Raw genomic sequence first — 22,272 nt, forward strand, 5'->3', positions numbered from 1 at the left:
ATACCAATGGCTCGTTACACCGGACCCGTCACCCGCAAGTCGCGCCGGCTGGGCACCGACCTCGTTGGTGGCGACCAGTCATTCGAAAAGCGTCCCTACCCGCCCGGCCAGCACGGCCGCGCCCGGATCAAGGACAGTGAATACCGCCAGCAGTTGCAGGAAAAGCAGAAGGCCCGCTTCACCTACGGCGTGATGGAAAAGCAGTTCCGCCGCTACTACGAAGAGGCCGTTCGCCACTCCGGCAAGACCGGTGAGGAGCTGCTGAAGATCCTGGAGAGCCGGCTCGACAACGTCGTATACCGGGCCGGGTTGGCACGTACCCGCCGGATGGCTCGTCAGCTGGTCAGCCACGGGCACTTCAGCGTCAACGGCGTGCACGTCAATGTGCCCAGCTACCGGGTTTCGCAGTACGACATCATCGATGTGCGGGACAACTCGCTCAACACGGTGCCGTTCCAGATTGCGCGCGAAACGGCGGGTGACCGTCCGATCCCGAGCTGGTTGCAGGTCGTGGGGGAGCGTCAGCGCATCCTGATCCACCAGCTGCCCGAGCGGGCACAGATCGAGGTCCCGCTCACCGAGCAGCTGATCGTCGAGTACTACTCGAAGTAAGCCCCGTCTTCCGTCGCTGCGGCCGCAGCGACGGATCACCTAACGGCATCAAATAGCGGGTGCCGAGAAGGAGAACAAGAACACCATGCTGATCTCTCAGCGGCCGACTCTGTCCGAGGAAGTCCTCACCGACAGCCGGTCCCAGTTCGTCATCGAACCGCTGGAACCCGGATTCGGCTACACCCTTGGCAACTCGCTGCGTCGCACGCTGCTGTCCTCGATTCCCGGGGCAGCCGTCACCAGCATCCGCATCGACGGCGTGCTGCACGAGTTCACCACGGTGCCCGGAGTCAAAGAAGATGTCACCGACATCATCCTGAACCTCAAGGCCCTGGTCGTTTCTTCGGAGGAAGACGAGCCGGTCACCATGTACCTGCGCAAGCAGGGGCCCGGTGAGGTCACCGCGGGCGACATCGTGCCGCCGGCCGGTGTCACGGTGCACAACCCCAACATGCGCATCGCCACCCTCAACGACAAGGGCAAGCTGGAGGTCGAGCTCGTCGTCGAGCGCGGCCGCGGTTACGTCCCGGCAGTGCAGAACCGGGCTTCGGGCGCCGAAATCGGCCGCATCCCGGTCGATTCCATCTACTCGCCGGTGCTCAAGGTCACCTACAAGGTGGACGCGACTCGTGTCGAGCAGCGCACCGACTTCGACAAGCTGATCCTCGATGTCGATACCAAGAATTCGATCACCCCGCGCGACGCGCTGGCATCTGCGGGCAAGACGCTCGTCGAATTGTTCGGTCTGGCACGTGAACTCAACGTCGAGGCCGAAGGTATCGAGATTGGGCCGTCACCGGCCGAGGCCGACCACATCGCCTCGTTCGCACTGCCGATCGACGACCTGGATCTGACCGTGCGCTCGTACAACTGCCTCAAGCGCGAGGGCGTGCACACCGTCGGCGAACTGGTGTCGCGCACCGAGTCGGACTTACTCGACATCCGCAACTTCGGTCAGAAGTCGATCGATGAGGTCAAGGTCAAGCTGCACCAGCTGGGCCTGTCGCTCAAGGACAGCCCGCCGAGCTTCGACCCGTCTGAGGTCGCAGGCTACGACGTGGCCACCGGTACCTGGTCGACCGAGGGCGCCTACGACGACCAGGACTACGCCGAAACCGAACAGCTCTAACCAAGATCCGTCCCGGTCCTACCTGATACGGGGACCGGCCCCGAATAGGAGATAGCCGCAATGCCCAAGCCCACCAAAGGCCCTCGCCTCGGCGGGTCGTCCTCGCACCAGAAGGCGCTACTGGCCAACCTGGCCACCTCGCTGTTCGAGCACGGCCGAATCAAGACCACCAAGCCCAAGGCGCGGGCGTTGCGGCCGTACGCGGAGAAGCTGATCACCCACGCGAAGAAGGGTGCACTGCACAATCGGCGCGAGGTGCTCAAGAAGATCCGCGACAAGGACGTGGTTCACACCCTGTTCGCTGAGATCGGGCCGTTCTTTGCCGATCGTGAGGGCGGCTACACCCGCATCATCAAGGTCGAACCGCGCAAGGGCGACAACGCCCCGATGGCGGTGATCGAGTTGGTGCGGGAGAAGACGGTGACGTCTGAGGCCGACCGTGCACGACGGGTGAAAGCCTCCCAGGCCGCGTCGCAGGACGCGCCTTCGGAGCCGCAGGCAGCCGAGGAGCCGGCGGCCGAGGAGGCGGTGGCCGCTACCGAAGTCGAGGCAGCGCCTGCCGACGCCGAGGCCACCGACGCCGAGGCCGGCTCCGCTGACACCGACGCTGACGAGGCACCGCAGAATTAGTGACGCAGTTCGTCTGCGCTTCGACATTGCCTACGACGGTACGGATTTCGCAGGCTGGGCGACGCAGACGGGGCAGCGTACGGTCGCTGGCGTCCTTGATGAGGCGCTGACGACGGTCCTGCGCACACCGGTGCGCCTGCGTGCCGCCGGGCGTACCGATGCGGGGGTCCACGCCACCGGCCAGGTGGCCCACGCCGATGTTCCAGTCGACGCGTTGCCGAACGCCTATTCGCGTTCGGCGCGCGCGGGCGATCCGGAATTCCTGCCGTTGGTGCGACGTTTGGCCCGCTTCTTGCCGGCTGATCTGCGCGTCCTCGATATCGCGCGTGCGCCAACGGCTTTCGATGCCCGATTTTCGGCACTTCGCCGCCATTATGTCTACCGCTTGTCGACGGCCCCCTACGGTGTCGAGCCGCAGCAGGCTCGCTATGTGACCGTATGGCCGCGGGAGCTGGACATCGATGCGATGACGGTGGCATCCCGAGAGTTATTGGGACTGCACAATTTTGCCGCGTTTTGCCGCCGTCGCGAGGGGGCTACCACCATCCGTGACCTGCAACGGCTGGACTGGTCGCGCAACGGGCACCTGGTCACCGCGCAGGTCAGCGCCGACGCGTTCTGCTGGTCGATGGTGCGTTCATTGGTGGGCGCGCTGCTGGCCGTGGGCGAACACCGGCGTACGCCAGATTGGTGTCGCGAGTTGCTCACCGCTACCGCGCGTTCCAGTGACTTCGCGGCCGCACCGGCGCACGGTCTGGTCCTGGCCAAGGTGGACTATCCGCCCGATGACCAGCTCGCATCGCGGGTCTTGATTACCCGCGATCTGCGCTCGCGTACCGACTGACTTATTACGTATCGACTAGGTCCGGGCTGAGGCATCGGGCGGGAGTACCCCCTCGGCGGTGCCGTTCATTTCGGCCTGGAACCGGTGGTATTGCTCGAGGTGGCCGGGGCGGCGCCGGACGAGCGCCCAGCCGATCCCGAGGATCACGAACCACAGCGGGAACCACACCAATGCGGTCGCGGTTTCGGTTTCGGTGGTGAGCGTCCAGATCACGAATACGAAGAAGCCGAGTATGGCCCAGCACATCACCACGCCACCGGGCATCTTGTAAGCCGAATCGGCGTGGCGTTGTGCGTGTCGGCGCCGATAGACGAGGTAGCTGATCACGATCATCGTCCAGACGAACATGAACAGCAGCGACGAGATGGTGGTGATCAAGGTGAAGGCACCGATCACCGAACCGCCGGCGTAGAGCAGCGGGATGGCGGACAACAACAGCGCCGCGGTGAGGATCAGGGCCGGTGCCGGCACTCCGCGGCTATTGAGTCGACCGAAGATTCCCGGCGCGCTGCCCTCGTCGGCCAGGCCATAGAGCATGCGGCCGGTGGAGAACACGCCGGAGTTCGCCGAGGACGCGGCCGAGGTGATGACGACAAAGTTGACGACGGATGCGGCCGCGGCGAGTCCGGCCAAGGCGAACATGGTCACGAACGGCGACTCGCCACTGGCGAACCGTCGCCACGGGACGACGGAGAGAATCGCCAGCAGGGCCCCGATATAAAAGATCGCCACCCGCAGCGGGACGGCGTTGATCGCACGGGGGAGAGTGTGGCTGGGATCGGCGGCTTCCGCCGCGGCCGCACCCACCAGTTCCACTCCGATATAGGCGAAAAAGGCGATCTGAAACCCGCTCGCCAAACCGACGAACCCGGTTGGGAAGAACCCGCCGTCGTTCCAGAGATTCGCCAGGGCCGCCCGGTCGCCGTCGGGCGAGGTGAAGCCGGTGATGACCAAGATCGCGCCCACGGTGATGAGGCAGAGGATCGCCGCAACCTTGATCAGGGCGAACCAAAATTCCGTCTCGCCGAACTTGCTGACACCGAACATGTTAATCGAGAGCATGACGGCGATAGTGACCAGTGCCGGTGCCCAGGTGGGTACGTCCGGCCACCAGAACTTGCTATAGCCGGTGATGGCGACGAGATCGGCGATGCCCGCGACGATCCAGGCGAACCAGTACGACCAGCCCATGAAGTAGCCGGCCGCCGGGCCCAGAAGGTCGGCGGCACAGTCGACGAACGACTTGTAGTTCAAGTTCGACAACAGCAGCTCGCCCATCGCGCGCAGCACGAAGAAGACGAAAAACCCGATGACCGCGTAGACGACTATCACCGCCGGGCCGGCCAGCGAGATGGTGCGGCCGGACCCCATGAACAGGCCGGTGCCGATCGCCCCGCCAATGGCGATCAACTGAATGTGTCGGTTGGAAAGACCCCGATGAAGATGCGGCGTTGATTCGGTGGGTTGGCAGGTAGCAACATCTTCAGGCATCAATGAGCGTCCTCATCAGATCGGGGCGGAGCGGTCGAGTTTATAGGCACCAGCCCCGTTGCGGTGCTGCACTGAGGCGTTATCCCCGAATGGTGGACACGGCATCAGCCGACTGCGGGACGTCGAGGCGTGCTGGATGGGTGGGCGAGGGCCGGATCGGCGGCGGCGCCCGGAATCCGCGGGTGCTCAGTGATGTGGAATGGCCGGGGCAACCACCCAGACCCGGCGCTCGGGTGGCGGCTGCCCCATGCCTGAGATGTGTGCTCAACTCAGCCCGCCGACGGTGGGTGAGGCATGACGGTGAGGCGTACCCCGTAGCGGGGACCCGCACCCGCCGAACCTTCGCCTGGACCGGGCATCGGCACTCCGCCGATGACGTTGCCGCCCGCCTCCACGCTTTCCGGTTCGATCACGTCGCTGATGAATTTCGATGCGGTGGTGGGGCTTGTCGCCGGGGTGGCCCCTTCCCAGGTGTGGGGTACCGACAGCTTGCCGACCGTGCTGGCCTGAGCCAGACTCGCCGAAACCGGCCCAGCGCCCACCGCTTCGGCCGCACCCGTGGCGGCGACGGTGGCCGCTGGTGCGGCGGCCGCGGGGCCAATCGCCCCCGCCGTCTTGGCCGTTGCCGCGAAGAAACTGGTGATGCCGGCGCCAAAGAACGGCAGGCCGAGGGTGTCGTAGAAGAAATTTGCGAACGGCGCGTACCACTCCAAGAACCGCTCGATGGGGCCGGCCGTCGATGATGCGGCCGAGGCCAACGGCGACGTAAGGGCTTGCAGCACACCCGGTACCTCCGAGATCAGCCGTGACAAGGTGCTCTGTGCGGTACCGGCGGTGGTGGCGGCGGCCCGGGCGAGGGTGCCGGCTTGTGTCGCCGCCGCGGTCGGGCTGGTGGTTTGCGGCGGCGACACAAACGGTGTCACGGATGTGGCGGTTGCGCAGCTGGCGGCATAGGCATACATGGTCGCGGCATCCTGGGACCACATCTCGCCGTATTGGGCTTCCGCAGCGGCTATCGCGGCACTGTTTTGGCCCACCACGTTGGTTGAGATCAACCCGGTGAGTTCGGCGCGATTGGCGGCGATCTGTGGCGGCGGCACCGTTGCGGCGAAGGCGGCTTCGTGCGCGCTGGCCGCTATGCGAGCCTTGCTTGCCGACTGCTCGGTCGCGGCGGCAGTGGCGCGCAGCCACGCGACATAGGGCCAGATGGAGTTGGCCATCGCTTCCGACGAAGGCCCGACCCAACCCTGGCTTTGCAGCCCGGAGATCACGGTCTCGTAGTCGTTGGCGGTAGCGCTCAACTCGGCGGCCAGGCCGCTCCACGCCGAGGCCACCGTCAACAAGGGTGACGAGCCGGGGCCGGAGTACATGCGAGCGGAGTTGATCTCTGGCGGCAGTATCCCAAAGTCCATTGCTATCAACTCCCTACCTGTGTGGCTGCCTGTGCCATCTGCTCTTCTCCTCGAAGCTTGGGTGCCTATCCGGCTTCCGGTGGGCGCAACATCACCGTCAGGCGGATGCCGTATCGGCGCCGAGCGAAGGTCGTTGCTCGGCTGTTGTCGCGCAGATTGGGAAGCAGGGCGTTGGGTGCTTGGGGGCGCCCGGGCGCGACGTCGATGCCAGAGATCGCGGCGCCCCCGGCGGTGGGTGCCGGTGCGGTGGTGGTCCAACTTGGCGGTACCGACATCGGTCCGATGGTGTCCGCCCGCGCGAATACGGCCGAAACCGGCGTGGCGGCAACGGGTGCTGCCAGTTGTGCGGCCACGGCGATCGATGCCGCGGCCGCGGCCGCGGACGGCGCCGCCGCAGCGTCTGGCAAGAGTTGTTGGGCAAACAGGGTGCCCAACTGGAAGATTCCCGCGCCGAAATAGGCCAGGCCCCAGGTGTTGACCAAGGTGTTCCACTCCGCGGTCGAGAGGATGGGCAGCCAATGCCCGGCCGCGGCTAGCGACGACGAGACTTGGGTAAGCGCCTGGATTGCCGATGAGGAGGTCGCCGACGCCGCGGATTGGCTGGTCGCGGCGGCCTGTCCGGCCAATCCTGCCGGGTCGGTCGTGCGTGGTGGCCCGGGGAAGGCGGGTAGTGCCAGAAACGACGTCGAGGTGCTGGCGTAGCAGTACATCGCGGTGGCGTCATGCGCCCAGAACTCGGCGTACTCGGCTTCGGTAGCCGCGATCGACGGCGTGTTCTGCCCGAAGAAATTGGTTGCGATCAGCGCCAGCAACCGGACTCGGTTGACTGCAATCGCCGGCGGGGGCACGGTCATCGCGAAGGCCGCCTCATAGGCCGCCGCGGCGGCCCTGGCCTGCATGGCGGTCTGTTCGGCGCGCGTGGCCATCGTGGTCAACCAGGAGACGTACGGCGTGACCGCGGTAAGCATGGCCGCGGCGGCGGGCCCCGACCACGGCAAGCTCGTCAATTGGGTGATCACGCAGCTGTATCCGCATGCGGTGGCGCCCAACTCGGTGGCCAGCGCATCCCAGGCTCCCGCCGCGGCCAGCACTGGTCCAGATCCCGGACCGGCGTAGATGCGCCCGGAGTTGATCTCCGGCGACAGCGAGCCGAAATCAGAGAGGAGCACGGGGACGGACACGTAGCCGCCGGCGTCGACCGGCGAGGTGTCAACGACCACGAGATCCTCCTCAACAGCGGTGAGTGCAGCCTCCTGCGACATCGCCGTCGTCGGATCAACGGGAACTATTGATCACCCACAAGCAACAAGGCCCCGATTATATGACCAATAGAAACAATCGCCAAAGGCAAAAGTTCGGCACGATTTACTTGTGGCTCCACATCGTCGGGTTAGGGATGGGCTGACAAGACGTGTTCGGCCTGTTTGTCGGTGGACAGGCACAGCGAACAAACGTGAGCATCGTGGGTCTGGCAGGCCGCCATATCGGGTCGCTCGAAGTTCTGCCGGCAGACATGGCAATTCAGGTGCTCGGCGGACGGGTTGCCGTGCTCGTCGTACATGGGCAGCTCGATGCCGTCGTGGGTGCGTCGCAGGTAGTACTTGCCCTTGGTGGCAATGGCCAGAATCGGTGGCATCACCAAGGCGACGCTGATCGCCACCAACGGCGAGTACGGGCGCAGCGTCTCACCGAGGCCGCCGAAGAACGCGACGATCGAAAGGCCCGCTGCCAACAGCATCGACCCGAAGCCAACCGGGTTGATGGCATACAACATGCCGCGACGGAACTCCGGTGTCTTCGGCGACAGGCCGAGCAGGAACTTGTTGAAGACGATGTCAGATGCCACCGTCACCACCCAGGCCATGCCGCAGTTGGCGTAGAAGCCGAGGATTGTGTTGAGGAAGTCAAACATGTTGGCTTCCATCAGGATCAGGGCAATCGTGAGATTCACGCCGAGGAACATCACTCGCCCGGGGTAGTGCTTGGTGACGCGGGTGAATGAATTCGTCCAGGCCAGCGAACCCGAATACGCGTTCGTCACGTTGATCTTGACCTGGCTGAGCACCACCAAGATCACCGCCAATGTCAGCGCCAGCCAACCCGGCATGAAGTTGCGGTAGATCTGCATGAATTGGTGGACCGGTTGATTGGCGAAATCGGCCGCACCGGCGACGTTGGAGAGCAGATAGACCGCCAGGAACAGGCCGATGATCTGTTTGGCCGCGCCGAAGATGACCCAGCCGGGCCCGGCCAGCAGCATCCAGGCCCACCACCGACGTGAGTTCTTGGGCGTCCGTGGCGGCATGAACCGCAAATAGTCGATCTGCTCCGCGATTTGAGCGATCAGCGCCAGGCATACGCCCGCCGCCATCAGTGCGGAGCCGATGCTGGCCGTGGCGCGACCGTCCTTGCCTGCGTAGGCGAAGAACTGCGCGACCGACTCGGGATGGCTGATCAAGAGGTAGCCGAACGGGGCCACCATCAGGATCAGCCACAGCGGCGTGGTCCAAAGTTGCAGCTGTGAAAGAACTTTCATGCCGTATATCACCAGCGGAAAGATCAGCAGCGTCGAGAAGGCATACCCCAGCCACAACGGAATGTGCAGACCCAGGTTCAGTCCCTGGGCCATGATCGAACCTTCGAGTGCAAAGAAGATGAAGGTGAACGTGGCAAAGATGACGTTGGTCACCACCGACCCGTAGTAGCCGAAACCGCTGCCACGGGTGATCAGATCCAAATCGATGTTGTAGCGGCCCGCGTAGTAGGCCAGGGGCAATCCGGTGGTGAAGACCACCGCGGCGAAGATGGCTATGCCCCAGAGGGCATTGGTGGTTCCCCACGTGATCCCGATATTGGCGCCGATCGCGAAGTCGGCCAGGTAGGCGATACCGCCCAGGGCGGAGATCCCGACGACCGCCGGCGACCACCGGCGGTAGCTGCGCGGCGCAAACCGCAGCGTGTAGTCCTCGAGGGTTTCCTTGGCCGCCGTGATTTCAGCAAGATCCGCAGGGGCTGAGGGTGATACCTGCGATACGTCGGTATCCTGCATCGATCCTCCTGGGCGCAATCGCCGGACAATGGCGCATCAGAATCGCCACGGCGCGCATCGCGCACTTGCCTTCGTGTACAGCGGCAAAGAGAACCTTCGTTGGCGCGTTCGGTACGCCTCGTTGAGGTTCAGCGTGATCGTAACCCTGGTCGCAGGGGTCTGCCACCGGAAGCGTTCCGGTACAGGCAAGCCCAAGGGCTTGCCCAGTCGCCTCACAAGCGCGCTGAATCGGCTCGGCCGATTCGCGAGTGGGGCTGATTCAGATCCGGCCTGCGACGAAACTGGCGGCTTTGTTGGTCAGGCCCGGAACGTAGCCGGTGTGGGCCTTCCACTGGTCGCCGTCCGAGCAGATCGGGTCGCCGGTGTTGCACAGGTTGAGGATCTTGCCGCCGAAGTGCGGGCTCAGCGCCGTCATCAATCCACCCGCTCGGCCCGATGGGTTCCCGAACAGGGTGACCGCGGCCACGTGCTGGGCGGCTTGGGCTGGCAGCGGCTGGGTGAAGCCAAGGCCGGGAAGGGGTGCGGCGGTAACGATGTTGATGACCGCGGCACCCTGGGAATAACCACCGAGCACCAGTTTGGTGTTGGGGCATTCATTCGTCATCTGCTGGACGTGGTCGCTGGCGTCGTTGGCGCCGTCGGCGGCCGCCAGGAAGTCCTTGTTGGCGGGGTAGTTCACCGCGTACGCGCCGATGCTCTGGTCGGTCTTCTGCCGTAGCGAGGCCACCATGGCGTTGCCCACCCGGCCGAGACCGGGTGGTTCGCCGGTGCCCCTGGCGAAAACCACCTGGACATCGGGGCAGGCCGCGGCTGCCTTAGGCACCAATGGAAACGCGAGCAATACCGCGCACGCCGCAATCGTGGTGGCCACCAACCCGGCACAGCGCCGTGCGAGTCGTGTTCGGCCGCGACCCGAGCGCGCCCACTTCTGTGCGTCCAGGGGAAATAGCCACATGGCGCAATTTTACGGGCTTGCTGACAGTGGGTCAGTGAGCGCCGACGAGGGTGCCTGTCGCCCCGACTGGGGTTCCGGGCGATGCCGTAGCGCGTCCGGGGGCCTGCGGAGCGGGGCCGGGCGCCCGCGGCACGGGCCCAGGCAACTGGACCACCGGTGCCATCGACGATGCGGCCAGCTTGGCCGCAACGAAACTCGCCGCTTGGGTGGTGTAGGTGGGGACGTAACCGTCGGTGTGCCCGTTCCAATCGTTGCCGGGGCCGGAGTGACAGATCGGGTCACTGGGGTTGCACAGGTCGATGGACTTGGAACCCAGCAACGAACTCTGGGTGGTCAATGATCCGCCGGAGCGGTTGGCCACGTTGCCGAACACCGCGACCGCCGCGATGTTGTCCGCGTACTGGGCGGGCAGCTCGTTGCCAAAGCTGATGCCGGCCAACGGGACTCCGGCCACGATGTCGATCACGTCGGCGCCCTGTGAATAGCCGCCCAGCACGATCTTGGTGTTGGGGCAGGAGGAGGCCATCGATTTGACGTGTGAAATCACGTCATTGGCTCCGTCGCCGCCGTGCAGCTGCAAACGGCTGGCGGGGTAGTTCACCGCGTACACACCGATGTTCTTGCCGGTCTGCTGGCGCAACGAGTCCACGAAGGCCTCACCCACCCGGCCGATGCCGGGTGGCTCGCTGGTTCCGCGTGCGAACACGACTTCGGCGTCGGGACAGTCCGCTGCGGACGCCGACGGGATGGCGGTTCCAGTGATGCTGGGGGCGGCCAACAGGCCGGTCGCGGTGACCAGAGCGCCGGCCAGCACGGCCAATGGGTGCTTGTTCACGCCGAAATTTTACCCGCAATCGGACTTCGTAAAACCTCGAACGAATCGGGCCCCGGCCCGGGCCTGTGGATGAACGCAAAGAATGTCGCGTTCACCTGCCTAGCGTGGCGGTGTGGATGCGGGGGATTCTCGGGGCTGGCCGCCTGGCCGGCCGACGACGTGGCTGCAGGTCAGCGCCTACCGCTTTCTGGTCCGGCGCCTCGAGTGCGCGTTGCTGCGCGGGGGTCTGGACCCGGCCGACGGGCGCCCGCGGGCGTCCGCGGTGTCATTGGCGGCGGGCTGCGTGCTTTCGGTCGTCGTCCTCGTGGGCTGTGTGATCAGCGCTTTGCTGCGGCCGCAGGTCGGGCTGGGCGATGCCCAGATCGTGGTGGGCCGCGAATCCGGCGCGCTGTATGTGCGCGTGGGCGATACCTGGCATCCGGTGCTCAACCTGGCCTCGGCCCGTTTGATCGCCGGGACCGGCGCCAACCCAAAACCGGTGCGTGAGGCGGAGGTGATCCGCGCCAAACGTGGCCCGCTGCTGGGCATCCCGGGGGCACCTCAGTTCGTTGGCCAGTCGCTGCCGGTGCAGGAGTCGGCGTGGACGATCTGCGACACCGACCGTGGTGCGGCGACCACCCTGTTGGTGGGGCGTCCGGCCCAGCAGTCGGTTCGTCGCCTTGTCGCCGAGCAGACCATTCTGGTGGCGACCGAGTCGGGTTCGCCGGCGTATCTGCTCTACGACGGGCATCGGGCCGTGGTCGATCTGGCCGATCCCGCGGTTCGGCGGGCGCTGCGGCTGGAAGGCCGGACCCCCTACCGCGTCTCGCGGTCGTTGCTGAGCGCGGTGCCGGAAGTTCCGCCGATCAGCGTGTTGCGGATCGGCCATGCGGGCGAACCGGCGCTGGCCGGGAAACTCGGTTTCTCGGTCGGCACTGTGCTGAGTATCACAGCGGGGGGTGGCGCTGCGTACTACGTGGTGTTGGCGCAGGGCGTGCAGCGGATCGGCCAGGTCGCCGCTGACTTGCTGCGTTTCAGCGACTCGCAGGGGGCGGCCAACGCGATCGCGGTGGCCCCCGACGTGATCCGTGCCGCGCCCATCGTTGAGACGTTGCCGGTCACCGGGTATCCCGACACGGTGTCCGAACCGCTGGACGCCGGCGTCACCACGTTGTGCCTGAGTTGGGTGAGCAGGCACGCAAGTCGCCCCGACGTCGCGTTTCTGGCCGGCGACGGTCTGCCCGTGCCCGCTGGGGCGAGGGCGCTGCCCCTGGTCCAGGCCGACGGGCGCGGCCCCGCGCTGGACGCCGTCTACCTGCCGCCGGGCCGCAGCGCCTATGTGACATCGCGCGGGCTCTCCGGTTCGGGTGCCCCCCTGGGCCGGCGCTACCTCGTCACCGATGCCGGAGTGCGGTATCTGATTCACGACGAGGACACGGCGCGTCACCTAGGGCTGTTGACTCCGACGGCGGCGCCGTGGCCGATGTTGGCGACATTGCCGGAGGGGCCGGAACTGAGCAGGGCGAGCGCGTCAGTCGCCTACGACGTCGTCGCGGTGGATCCGCCGGTGCCGGCTCCCGGACCGGCCACCGAATGCCCGGGAGGCCAATGCCGCCAGCAACCCCATCAAGCAGATCGCTGATCCACTCAATGCGGTAATCCGGGCCCGGCGATCCGGTTGGGTGGGCGGCGTGGTGACCGGCGCGGCTGGGGTCGGCGAACCTGGCTGGGCCGGAGCCGGCTGCACGGCGGGGTCGCTGCTCACCGCCGCCAGCACATCGACGGTGCCGTTGCCGACGAAGGGATCCCAGCCATGGGGCGGATGATGGGCGGTCGAGATGATCCGCGCCATGACTTGGTGCGCGGTCAACGCTGGAAACCGAGCGCGAATCAGCGCGGCCAGTCCGCTGACCACGGGAGCGGCGTAGCTGGTGCCCGACAGCGGTCGGAAGCCACCGTGGTCGTCAAGGCCGTTCACGGTTCCGTCGCCGACGGGGTTGAGCGAGGTCACGTTCTCGCCGCCGGCGGCGACGTCGACCCAGGGTGAGGGCAGGGTGAACGCCGAGGGCTCCCCGTTGTCATTGACCGAACCGACGGTCAGCACGTAGTTGTCGTACCAGGCGGGGCTGACGACGACGGTCGCGGTATCCGGGGATGTCTCGGGGCGCTGGGATGGGCACTGGGCGGCACCGCCGGTGTTTCCGGCCGCGGCCACGATGACGGCATTCTTCACATCGACGGCGTACGCCAAAGCCGCGCCGAGGGCTCGGTCATCGGGTGGGCTCTCGGCCGCAACACAGGCAATCGTCGAAATGTTGATGACCGATGCGCCCAGATCGGCAGCCGTGCGAACGGCTCGGGCCATGGTGTCGACGTCGCCGACTCCGGTGCTGGAGCGGTTGCCGACGGGGGAGAACTTGGCGCTGGACTGGCGGATGCCGATCACCGTGGCATCGGGAGCCACACCGCTGAATTGGTCTGTCGCGGAGTCAGGTGCGGCGGCGATGATGCCGGCGACGATGGTGCCGTGCGCATCGCAATCCTGGGTGCCGTCTCCGGTGAAGACATAGTCGCCTCCCGCCACCAGGTGTGCCAGCCGTCGGTGGTGTGCCACCCCGGTGTCGATCACGGCCACCCGCTGACCGGATCCGCGAGTGAGCCGCCACGCTTCGGGTAGGTCGAGGCCGGCGAGTTGGGCGGCGGCCTCGGGTCGCTCGGGTGCCCAGGTAGCCGCCGCACACACCTCGCGCTGCTGGGTGCGGCTGGGCGGGCCCGGCGGCGCGGGTTGCGGCAACCATCTTTCGTCCACCGGGGGTGGTGTCACCGCGTGCGCCGCCGGCATGGCGCACCAGCACGGTGCGGCGAGCGCACACGCCGCCAGCAGGTGTCCGAATCGCGAGGTCATGTCCACGTCAGTCCCAGGCCACCAACGGCGCTGAAGACACCGCAGGTCCAGCAGGCCAGCGGCAGCAGGCTGGCCGATGCGCTGAACTCCAGCGCATCGATGAGTCGACAAGCGATGGGCGAAGGCGGCCGGGTGGGCGCGATGAACCCCAGATGCAGCGCCAGGGCGGTCAATGCCGCGGTCAGGATGGCGATCCACGGCCCGTGCTGGGCGAGGCCGGGGGCCGCGACAGCGAATGCGGCTGTGCCCGCGACATATCCGGCGATCAAAAACATCAACCGGGACCTCCCGTCGACCTGCGCGCGCACGTAGCAACAAAACCGCGCCGGTGACCGCGGTGAGTCCGATGGCGCGCTGACTGCCAAGCACGGCGACGACGGCGCCCAGGGCCGCAGCCGATGAGAATCCGCCATGCAGGCCGTTCAACCAGCGATCGGCCCGGATGGCCCTGGTCGCCAACAGATCCGGGGCCGCCAACTCGGGTGCTTCTTCGGACCCGGGCGCTGCGGGAAGCTTTGGGGACAAACCTGCCACGACCATCGACACGCGGGCCGACACTTCCAGCGCAACCAGGGCGGCCAATGTGGTCAATGAACCGACGACATACAACGCGGCGCCAGTGATCACACCGCATAGCGCGGCCGCGGCGATGACGATCGCGCAGCACATGACGGCGGTGAAGGTGACCCCACCACAACCGGTCAGCCGGATCGCCAGCGCCGCGGCGACCGACGCTCCCATCGCGGCGAGCATCAGATTCGGCACACCCAGCCGACCGGGAACCGCCAGCAGTGCGCCGACCGCCACGAACGTCGTGGCGATGACGTTCAGCGTGAACACCGCCGTAGGCTCCCGGCCGGTCCGTCGCGTCATGCCGGCGACGAGCAAGGCCAGGACGCCGGACGTGATCGCCACGACCGCGGTTGCCGCGCCGTGGCGGTCGGTGTTGCCCAGCGCGTCGCGAACCAGCAGCACGGCGCCGACCCCGCCAACCCCACCCGCGGTCAGCGCGCCGGTGAGTTCCTTGGCGCGCCGCGACGGCGGCCGGGTGCTACCGCGAAGCGTTGCCAGTACCGCCTCAGCGTCGTCATCATGCGGCCCGGGTGCCGGCTCGGCGCTGCAACGGCTCAACGACAAGACGGTGCCGTCTCGAATGCCGCTTTGCGCCAAAGACTTTGACGGCGGGAGCGCCCCCGCGCCCAGCGGACACAACTGATAGCGCGTGGGCGCCGCGCCGATATCGCGGCCGCCCAGACTCTCGACGATGGCGGGGATCAACTCGGCGACGGGGAGTGCCGCCGGTAGCGAAAGATCGACGACAGCAGTCCCGGAATGCACGGCGACACGGCACAATCCCGGTTCGGATCCAGACAACATCGGGCCCCCTGACAGGTGGATCACTGGCACGCTAGTTCGCCTCCGGCGCCGCAGTATCCGGTTGTGCACAGGCGACTTGCCGGCGCTCGGGCCGCTGCCTAGCGTCGTCGCACTGTGACCGAGGACCTCGTGGTTGCCGCACCACCGGAGCTGGCCCAGACAACGTCGACCGGTCCGCTGCTGCGCCTGGTGCCCCTGGCCATGTCGATCGCCACCTTGATTGCCATGGCAGCGACCTATGTCTCGGGCGCCCCGAGCGCGCGCAACCCAACGATGTTGATCCTCCCGGCGACGATGTCGCTGTCGCTGATGGTGATGGCGGTCAGCGCACGCGGTCGGCGCCGGGGTGCCGGGCTCGACCAAGACCGGGTGGGGTATCTGCAATATCTGAGCGAGCTTCGGCAACGCGTCACCGAAATCGCGGCAGCCCAGCGAATATCGTCGAACCGAACCCATCCCGAACCCGACACCGTGTGGACGTTGATTGGCGGCTCCCGGATGTGGGAGCGCCGGCCCGCGGATGCCGATTTCTGCCGAATCCGCATTGGCCTTGGAACCCAGCCGCTGGCCACTCGCCTGGTGGTCGCGCCGCTGCCACCCCCGCACCGATCGGATCCGGTCACCGTCAGCGCGCTGCGCCGCTTCCTCGAGGCCCACGCGCGGGTTACCGATGTCCCGATCGCCATCGCGCTACACGGCGCCGGTGTGGTGACCATCGGCGGCGACCCGGCGCGGGTACGGGCGCTGCTTCGGGCGATGGTGTGCCAAATGGCTGTGTTGCACGGTCCAGATCAGCTGCTGGTCGCCGCGGTGGTCAGCGACCGCAACCGGCCGGGGTGGGAGTGGCTGAAATGGTTGCCGCACAACCAGCATCCGAGTCACCACGACGAGGTGGGGGCCGAAAGAAAAGAATGGTGTACCCCAACATCACGCAAGCCAGCGCCGCCTTCGATGCCGTGGCGCTGCCGGTCATGGTGATCGTCGACACCGACGAACACGGCAAGCAGTTGCCGGCCGGTGTCACCGTCCTCGAGGTGGGGCGCGGACCCGACGGCACGCAGGTGGTGGTCAAGCGGGCCGGAGAAACGACGACGTTGACGCGGCCCGACGAGTTGGATCAGGTCAGCGCATTGGTATGTGCCCGCCTATTGGCGCCGCACCGTTGCGGTGACCGCGCCGGCGGTCACCCCGGCGACTGGGCGAGGATGCTGGGCATCGGCGAAATCGCCACCTATCACCCGGTAAGCCACTGGCACAAGCGGAATCAACGCGAACGGCTTTGCGTGCCGATCGGCGCGACCGCGGACGGATCACCCGTGCTGCTGGACATCAAGGAGCCCGCGGCGCGGGGGATGGGGCCACATGGGCTCTGCATCGGGGCCACCGGATCGGGAAAGTCCGAGCTGCTGCGCACCGTCGCGCTGGGCATGATGGTGCGCAACTCGCCAGAGGTACTGAATCTACTGCTGATCGACTTCAAGGGCGGCGCTACATTTCTCGACCTGGAAAAGGCGCCGCACGTGGCCGCGGTCATCACCAATCTCGCCGACCAAGCGCCGCTGGTCGCGAGGATGGGGGAGGCGCTGGCCGGCGAGATGAACCGGCGCCAACACCTGTTGCGGACGGCCGGAAATTTCGTCAGCGTCGCGGCCTACGAGGATGCCCGCCGCCGTGGCGCCGGCCTGGCCGCGCTGCCGACGCTTTTCATCATCGTCGACGAGTTCGCCGAACTGCTCAGTCAGCATCCCGATTTCGCCGAGGTCTTCGTCGCCATCGGCCGGCTGGGCCGATCACTGGGGATGCACCTGTTACTGGCCAGCCAGCGGCTCGAGGAGGGGCGATTGCGTGGACTCGAAGCCCACCTGTCCTATCGCGTGTGCCTCAAGACCCTGTCCGCCATCGAGTCACGGACCCCCCTGGGAACGCTGGACGCCTTTGAGCTGCCCAACACCCCCGGCTCCGGCCTGTTGTCTTCTCCCACCGCAGAGCTGACCCGGTTCGAAACGGCGTTTGTATCGGGACCGGTTCCGGCGGGCCCGCCCGATGCCGATTCTCTGGCGCTACCTGCCGCGGTGCGGCCGTTCACCTCCGAAGCCACCGGAGACGTCAGGACGGGCGGCGCTGACGGCGCGGATACCGCAACCGGGCCAACCGTTCTGCAGACCGTGCTGGACCGGATCGCTGGCCACGGGCCGCGCGCGCATCAGGTCTGGCTGCCACCGTTGGACCGGGCGCCCGCGCTGGCGTCGCTGTTGAGCGACGGTGCGGCAGAGCACGCTGAACTGGCCGTGCCGATCGGGGTGGTGGACCGGCCGTTCGATCAGTCCCGCACACCCCTGACCATCGACCTCACCGCGGCCGCGGGCAATGTCGCGGTCGTGGGCGCGCCGCAGTCGGGAAAGTCCACCACGCTGAGCACGCTGATAACCGCATTGGCGGCCACCCACGACCCGGACCTGGTGCAGTTCTACTGTCTGGACTTCGGTGGCGGCGCCCTGGCCGCGGTCCGCGACCTGCCCCACGTCGGTGCGGTCGCCGGCCGGGGTGAACCGGACCTGATCCGGGGCATCGTCGCCGAACTCGAGTCTTGCCTGCGGACCCGCGAGTCGCTCTTTGGTGAGCAGGGCATCGACTCGATCGCCGCGTATCGCCGGCTCCGGGCCGATTCAGGCGCCCAGCGGCTCGTCGACCTGTTTGTGGTGATCGATGGTTGGGCCACGCTGTGCCATGAGTTCGAAGAGCTGCAGGAACCGATCACTGCGCTGGCGGGGCAAGGACTTTCCTACGGCCTGCACGTGGTGGTCTCCGCGACGCGCTGGGCTCACCTCAGGGGGTCACTGAAGGATCAGCTGGGCACCCGGATCGAGCTGCGCCTGGGGGATCCCGCTGATTCCGAGGTGGATCGCCGAGGCGCGCGCCAGGTACCCCGGGACCGGCCGGGCCGCGGCCTGTGCGACGACGGGATGCACATGATGATCGCATTGCCCAATGTCGCTGAAGTCGTTGTGAGTCAACAACATGCCGGCTCGGGGGCGCCTGCGGTCCCGCTGTTGCCGCAGCGGGTTGAGCATCGCGACGTGGTCGAGGCCGCGGGTGCGGCCCTATCCGGGCGGATCCTCCTGGGTCTGCAGCAGCGCCGGCTACAACCGGTCGCGGTCGATTTCGAACACCACGCCCATCTGCTGATACTCGGTGACAATGCGTGCGGAAAATCCAGCGCGTTGCGCACCCTGTGCCGCGAGATCACCCGGACTAAGACCGCTGCGCAGGCACGGCTTTTCCTGGTGGACTTCCGGCGGGAACTGCTCGGTCTCAGCGAGTCCGAGTACCTGGGCGGCCATGCGATAGCTGCGGGGGGATTGGGTGCATTCCTGCCGGGGCTGGTCGAATTGCTGCGGGCCCGGATGCCGGCCCCGCACCTGAGCCAGGCTCGGTTGCGCGACCGGTCGTGGTGGTCTGGGCCGGAGATCTACCTGATGGTCGACGACTACGACCTGGTATGCACATCGTCCAGCAATCCACTGCTGGCGCTGCTCGAATACCTGCCTTACGCAACCGATCTCGGATTGCATCTGATCGTGGCCAGGCGCAGCGGGGGAGCCACACGGGCCCTGTTCGAGCCGCTGCTCGCCGCGCTGCGAGATTTCGGCTGCATGGCGCTGATGATGAGCGGACGTTGCGATGAGGGACCATTGTTCGGCTCCGGTCGGCCGATGCCCTTGCCGCCCGGCCGCGCCGTCCTGGTCACCCGGGCCGGTGACGAGCGGCTGGTCCAAGTGGCCTGGACTGAGCCCGGATGAACGCGCACCGCGCCATGATCGAGGCGGGCCCGCAGGCAATCCGCCGACTGTGTTGTGGCACCGAGACTGTCGCTGACATCGAGGTGTGCGCGGCCGCGCTGGCTGCCATCGACGACCCGGTGGCGTTGGTGGGTGACCGGCCGGTCCAGGTGTGGTCCCTTTTGTCGACCACCCTGCGTCGCCTGGCCGAAGGCCATCGCGCCGGCATGATCGTTGTGCATCCGTCGTGGTGGTCGGCGGCGCGCGTCGCCGTGGTTACCCGCGCCGCCCGGGCCGCGGGCGACGAAGCCGATGACACACACGTTGACCGCGCAGCCCAGGTCTGGCTGCGACCGCGGTCCTGGCTGTTGCGGCGGGCCACAACCGAGGCCACCGTCGTGGTCGAGATCGCCGATCGGTTGGTTGCGGTCGTCGGCGAGCATCGAACCGCGGTGCGGCGTCGCGCCGAGCCCGAACGCACCGCCGAAGAGGTCGCCGCCGCCGTTGACGCGATGACGCCGGGCATCCGGACAGCGGTGGTCATCGACGCGCCGGGCGCGGTTGCCGGGGCATCCGAGCTTGGGGCATCGATCTGCGCCGCCCTGGTCGGTGGCCAGCGCATCGCGCAGGTCAACGATCCGCGACTGATCGGATTGGCGAGGTCGGCGACCACGGAGCCGGTGTTGGGGTCCGCTCCAGCACCGCCGCACCGGAGCATCACGAGATTGGCGGGCCCAGCGGTGGCCGGCATCGGCGCGACCGTTGTGGCCGTCCTCATGGTGGCGGGTCTTGCCCGGCCGGACCGGCGCGCGGTGTCCGCGGTTGCGGCAACGCCGACGACGGTTTTGGTGGAGGGCCACGTCGCGGTCGCGATTCCCACGGGCTGGCCGACGCAGCGTGTGATTGGGGGACCCGGGTCAATGCGGGTACAGATCACCTCGCCGGCAGATCCCGAGGTAGCCCTGCACGTGACCCAATCGCCGGTGCCGGGGGAGACGCTTGCGGGCACCGCGGAGCGGCTGAAACGGGCGATCGACGCCGAACCCGCCGGTGTGTTCGTCGACTTCGATCCCTCCGGTGTCAGCGCCGGCCGGCCTGCGGTGACCTACCGGGAGGTGCGTACCGGGCACGACGTGCGATGGACGGTGGTGCTGGACACGGCGGTACGGATCAGCATTGGATGCCAAAGCCGAACCGGCGCGGCCGAGGCCATTCGCGAGGTGTGTGAACGGGCCGTGCGATCCGCGCACGCGGTCCACTGATCCGGGCACGGTGGGCGGCATCCGGGTGGAACCAAATCGGCCTGCCGCCGGTCTTAAGGGGTATGAGTAGTCCGGCAGGTGCCAATCCGTTCACTACGTCTACTGCGTCGAACACGTTGAGTGCCGACTTCGACCTGATGCGCACGGTCGCCGCCACCACCGACGCCCGCAACGAAGAAATCCGGGCGCTGCTGCAGGCGTTCATCGGCCGCATGAACGATGTGCCCGCCTCAGTGTGGGGTGGGGTGGCGGCGGTGCGATTCAAACACGCGATGGATCGATGGGGTGCAGAGTCGACACGGCTCTACCACGCCCTGCACACGATCGCTGAGACCATTCGGCACAACGAGGCCCTGCTGCGTGAGGCCGGCCAGAACCACGCACACCACATCGGCGCCGCCGGCGCGGACCTGTGATCGGAGGGATTCACCGTGGACCCTGTCCTGTCGTACAACTTTGACGCGATCGAGCACACGGTTCGCCAAGAGATTCACATCACTTCGATGCGTTTCAACGCCGCACTCGAGCAGCTGCGGTCACAGATCGCACCGCTGCAGCAGCTGTGGTCCCGAGAGGCGGCGGCCGCGTATCAAACCGAGCAGTTCAAATGGCATCAAGCGGCCGCTGCGCTCAACCAGATCCTGGTCGAGCTGGGTAACGCCGTCCGTGACGGCGCCGACGAGGTCGCCGGCGCCGACCGCCGCGCGGCCGGCGGATGGGCCCGCTAGCCACGCCATCTGATCCCGCGGCACCCGACAGACCCTGTGTGGTCCCCACGGAGGAGAGCCGTGGGGACCACACAGTCATTTTGACCTGCGGGGATGCGCGTCGGTAAGCTGCTCGGTTGGCGTGCGGGTACGCCGGGGCCTCGGGTCAATGCCGGTCGCCGAGACAGCCCCTCCGTGAACGCCTGACCGGCACCCGGGTCACACCGGGATCCACCCGAGAGAAGAGAAGGTAAGCGCTGTGCCTACATACGCGCCCAAGGCGGGTGACACCACGAGGTCGTGGTACGTCATCGACGCCACGGACGTGGTGCTTGGCCGCCTTGCCGTCGCAGCAGCCAACCTGCTGCGTGGCAAGCACAAGCCGACGTTCGCGCCCAATGTCGACGGCGGTGACTTCGTCATCGTCATCAATGCCGACAAAGTCGCCATCAGCAACGAGAAGCTGCGTAACAAGATGGCCTACAGCCACTCGGGGTATCCCGGCGGTCTGCGCAAACGTTCGATCGGCGAGCTGATGGAAAAGCACCCCGACCGCGTCGTGGAAAAGGCGATCGTCGGCATGCTGCCCAAGAACAAGCTCAGTCGGCAGATTCAGAGCAAGCTTCGCGTCTATGCCGGTCCGGAGCACCCACACACCGCGCAGCAGCCGGTTCCGTTCGAGATCAAGCAGGTGGCGCAATGACCGAAACCACCCCAGAAGTGGAAGTCGCTGTCGAGGCTGAAGTGACTTACAGCGAATCGTTCGTGTTCGAGCGGCCCATCCAGACCGTCGGGCGTCGCAAGGAAGCCGTGGTGCGGGTGCGCCTGGTGCCCGGAAGCGGCAAGTTCGACCTCAACGGGCGCAGCCTCGAGGCTTACTTCCCGAACAAGGTCCACCAGCAGCTCATCAAGGCTCCGCTGGTCACCGTCGACCGGCTGGAGAGCTACGACATCTTTGCGCTGCTGCACGGCGGCGGCCCCTCGGGTCAAGCCGGCGCGCTGCGGCTGGGTATCGCCCGGGCATTGATCGTGGCAAACCCGGAGGACCGGCCCGCGCTGAAGAAGGCTGGCTTCCTCACCCGTGACCCGCGTGCTACCGAGCGCAAGAAGTACGGCCTGAAGAAGGCCCGCAAGGCGCCTCAGTACAGCAAGCGCTGATTAACGATCACTTTCTGGCCGCGACCGTGCAACGTTGTGCGTTGTTTTCGGTGTGCCTTCGGCGTGTCGTCGCGTCAACGCGCACGGTTGCGGGCAGAAAGGGAAGCGCACGTTAGGCGCGAGAACGTCAACTGTGAGAGGTTTGTCC

Annotated in this window: 17 protein-coding genes and 2 pseudogenes; 11 read left to right on the forward strand and 8 right to left on the reverse strand. The window is 66.8% G+C overall.

What is annotated here, in order from left to right:
• Nucleotides 1-6: 6 nt before the first annotated feature.
• From rpsD to truA, 4 genes are all read left to right on the forward strand, one after another.
• Nucleotides 7-612 carry a 30S ribosomal protein S4 gene (gene rpsD / locus CKW46_RS08300; RefSeq protein ID WP_012392977.1) on the forward strand — a complete coding sequence of 202 codons (606 nt, stop codon included), beginning with the start codon at nt 7-9 and terminating at the stop codon, nt 610-612.
• A gap of 85 nt (nt 613-697) precedes the next feature.
• Nucleotides 698-1,741 (forward strand): DNA-directed RNA polymerase subunit alpha, encoded by a 1,044-nt coding sequence (locus CKW46_RS08305; RefSeq protein WP_015354712.1) that lies wholly within the window; start codon nt 698-700, stop codon nt 1,739-1,741.
• 60 nt (nt 1,742-1,801) lie between these two features.
• Nucleotides 1,802-2,371: a 50S ribosomal protein L17 gene (gene rplQ / locus CKW46_RS08310; RefSeq protein WP_117435248.1), complete on the forward strand. Its 570-nt coding sequence runs from the start codon at nt 1,802-1,804 to the stop codon at nt 2,369-2,371.
• Complete coding sequence (gene truA / locus CKW46_RS08315) at nt 2,298-3,215, forward strand: tRNA pseudouridine(38-40) synthase TruA (protein WP_373121765.1); 918 nt, start codon at nt 2,298-2,300, stop codon at nt 3,213-3,215. The genes rplQ and truA overlap by 74 nt, the downstream gene beginning before the upstream one ends.
• A gap of 15 nt (nt 3,216-3,230) precedes the next feature.
• Here the strand turns inward: truA and CKW46_RS08320 are convergent, their stop codons facing one another.
• From CKW46_RS08320 to CKW46_RS08345, 6 genes are all read right to left on the reverse strand, one after another.
• Nucleotides 3,231-4,706 (reverse strand): amino acid permease, encoded by a 1,476-nt coding sequence (locus CKW46_RS08320; RefSeq protein WP_117435249.1) that lies wholly within the window; start codon nt 4,704-4,706, stop codon nt 3,231-3,233.
• Nucleotides 4,707-4,975: 269 nt separating this feature from the next.
• Entirely contained in the window at nt 4,976-6,118 is a 1,143-nt protein-coding gene (locus CKW46_RS08325) for a PPE family protein (RefSeq protein WP_117435250.1), read from the reverse strand.
• A gap of 65 nt (nt 6,119-6,183) precedes the next feature.
• Nucleotides 6,184-7,380, reverse strand: coding sequence for a PPE family protein (locus CKW46_RS08330; RefSeq protein ID WP_482053044.1), 1,197 nt, complete (start codon nt 7,378-7,380; stop codon nt 6,184-6,186).
• A 128-nt stretch (nt 7,381-7,508) separates the two neighbouring features.
• On the reverse strand, nt 7,509-9,167 hold the full coding sequence (locus CKW46_RS08335) for a purine-cytosine permease family protein (RefSeq protein WP_117435251.1): 1,659 nt from the start codon (nt 9,165-9,167) through the stop codon (nt 7,509-7,511).
• A gap of 259 nt (nt 9,168-9,426) precedes the next feature.
• Complete coding sequence (locus CKW46_RS08340; RefSeq protein WP_011739114.1) at nt 9,427-10,122, reverse strand: cutinase family protein; 696 nt, start codon at nt 10,120-10,122, stop codon at nt 9,427-9,429.
• 31 nt (nt 10,123-10,153) lie between these two features.
• The gene (locus tag CKW46_RS08345) at nt 10,154-10,957 is read right to left on the reverse strand and encodes a cutinase family protein (RefSeq protein ID WP_117435252.1); all 804 of its coding nucleotides are present in this window, start codon (nt 10,955-10,957) and stop codon (nt 10,154-10,156) included.
• A 112-nt stretch (nt 10,958-11,069) separates the two neighbouring features.
• On the opposite strand from CKW46_RS08345, the gene eccB reads away from it, so the two are divergent.
• A complete protein-coding gene (eccB, locus tag CKW46_RS08350; protein WP_117435253.1) occupies nt 11,070-12,578 on the forward strand; it encodes a type VII secretion protein EccB in 1,509 nt (502 codons plus the stop codon).
• On the opposite strand, the gene mycP4 is transcribed toward eccB, so the two are convergent.
• Both mycP4 and eccD read right to left on the reverse strand, forming a co-directional pair.
• Complete coding sequence (gene mycP4 / locus CKW46_RS08355) at nt 12,468-13,841, reverse strand: type VII secretion system ESX-4 serine protease mycosin MycP4 (protein ID WP_117435266.1); 1,374 nt, start codon at nt 13,839-13,841, stop codon at nt 12,468-12,470. The genes eccB and mycP4 overlap by 111 nt on opposite strands.
• Before the next feature lie 357 nt (nt 13,842-14,198).
• A pseudogene (gene eccD / locus CKW46_RS08360) lies at nt 14,199-15,218 on the reverse strand (type VII secretion integral membrane protein EccD); the annotation flags it as partial.
• Between the two features lie 114 nt (nt 15,219-15,332).
• Between eccD and eccCa the strand changes: the two are divergent.
• From eccCa to rpsI, 6 genes and pseudogenes are all read left to right on the forward strand, one after another.
• A pseudogene (eccCa, locus tag CKW46_RS08365) lies at nt 15,333-19,018 on the forward strand (type VII secretion protein EccCa).
• On the forward strand, nt 19,015-20,259 hold the full coding sequence (locus CKW46_RS08370; RefSeq protein ID WP_117435254.1) for a type VII secretion-associated protein: 1,245 nt from the start codon (nt 19,015-19,017) through the stop codon (nt 20,257-20,259). The pseudogene eccCa and the gene CKW46_RS08370 overlap by 4 nt, the downstream one beginning before the upstream one ends.
• Nucleotides 20,260-20,321: 62 nt before the next feature.
• On the forward strand, nt 20,322-20,675 hold the full coding sequence (locus CKW46_RS08375) for a WXG100 family type VII secretion target (protein WP_012392991.1): 354 nt from the start codon (nt 20,322-20,324) through the stop codon (nt 20,673-20,675).
• 15 nt (nt 20,676-20,690) lie between these two features.
• Nucleotides 20,691-20,987: a WXG100 family type VII secretion target gene (locus CKW46_RS08380; RefSeq protein ID WP_012392992.1), complete on the forward strand. Its 297-nt coding sequence runs from the start codon at nt 20,691-20,693 to the stop codon at nt 20,985-20,987.
• Nucleotides 20,988-21,225: 238 nt separating this feature from the next.
• Entirely contained in the window at nt 21,226-21,669 is a 444-nt protein-coding gene (gene rplM / locus CKW46_RS08385) for a 50S ribosomal protein L13 (RefSeq protein ID WP_012392993.1), read from the forward strand.
• Nucleotides 21,666-22,124 carry a 30S ribosomal protein S9 gene (gene rpsI, locus CKW46_RS08390; RefSeq protein WP_012392994.1) on the forward strand — a complete coding sequence of 153 codons (459 nt, stop codon included), beginning with the start codon at nt 21,666-21,668 and terminating at the stop codon, nt 22,122-22,124. Before rplM ends, rpsI begins: the two co-directional genes overlap by 4 nt.
• The last annotated feature ends 148 nt before the right edge of the window (nt 22,125-22,272 follow it).

The organism is Mycobacterium liflandii, from assembly GCF_022354805.1.
Lineage (GTDB): Bacteria > Actinomycetota > Actinomycetes > Mycobacteriales > Mycobacteriaceae > Mycobacterium > Mycobacterium marinum.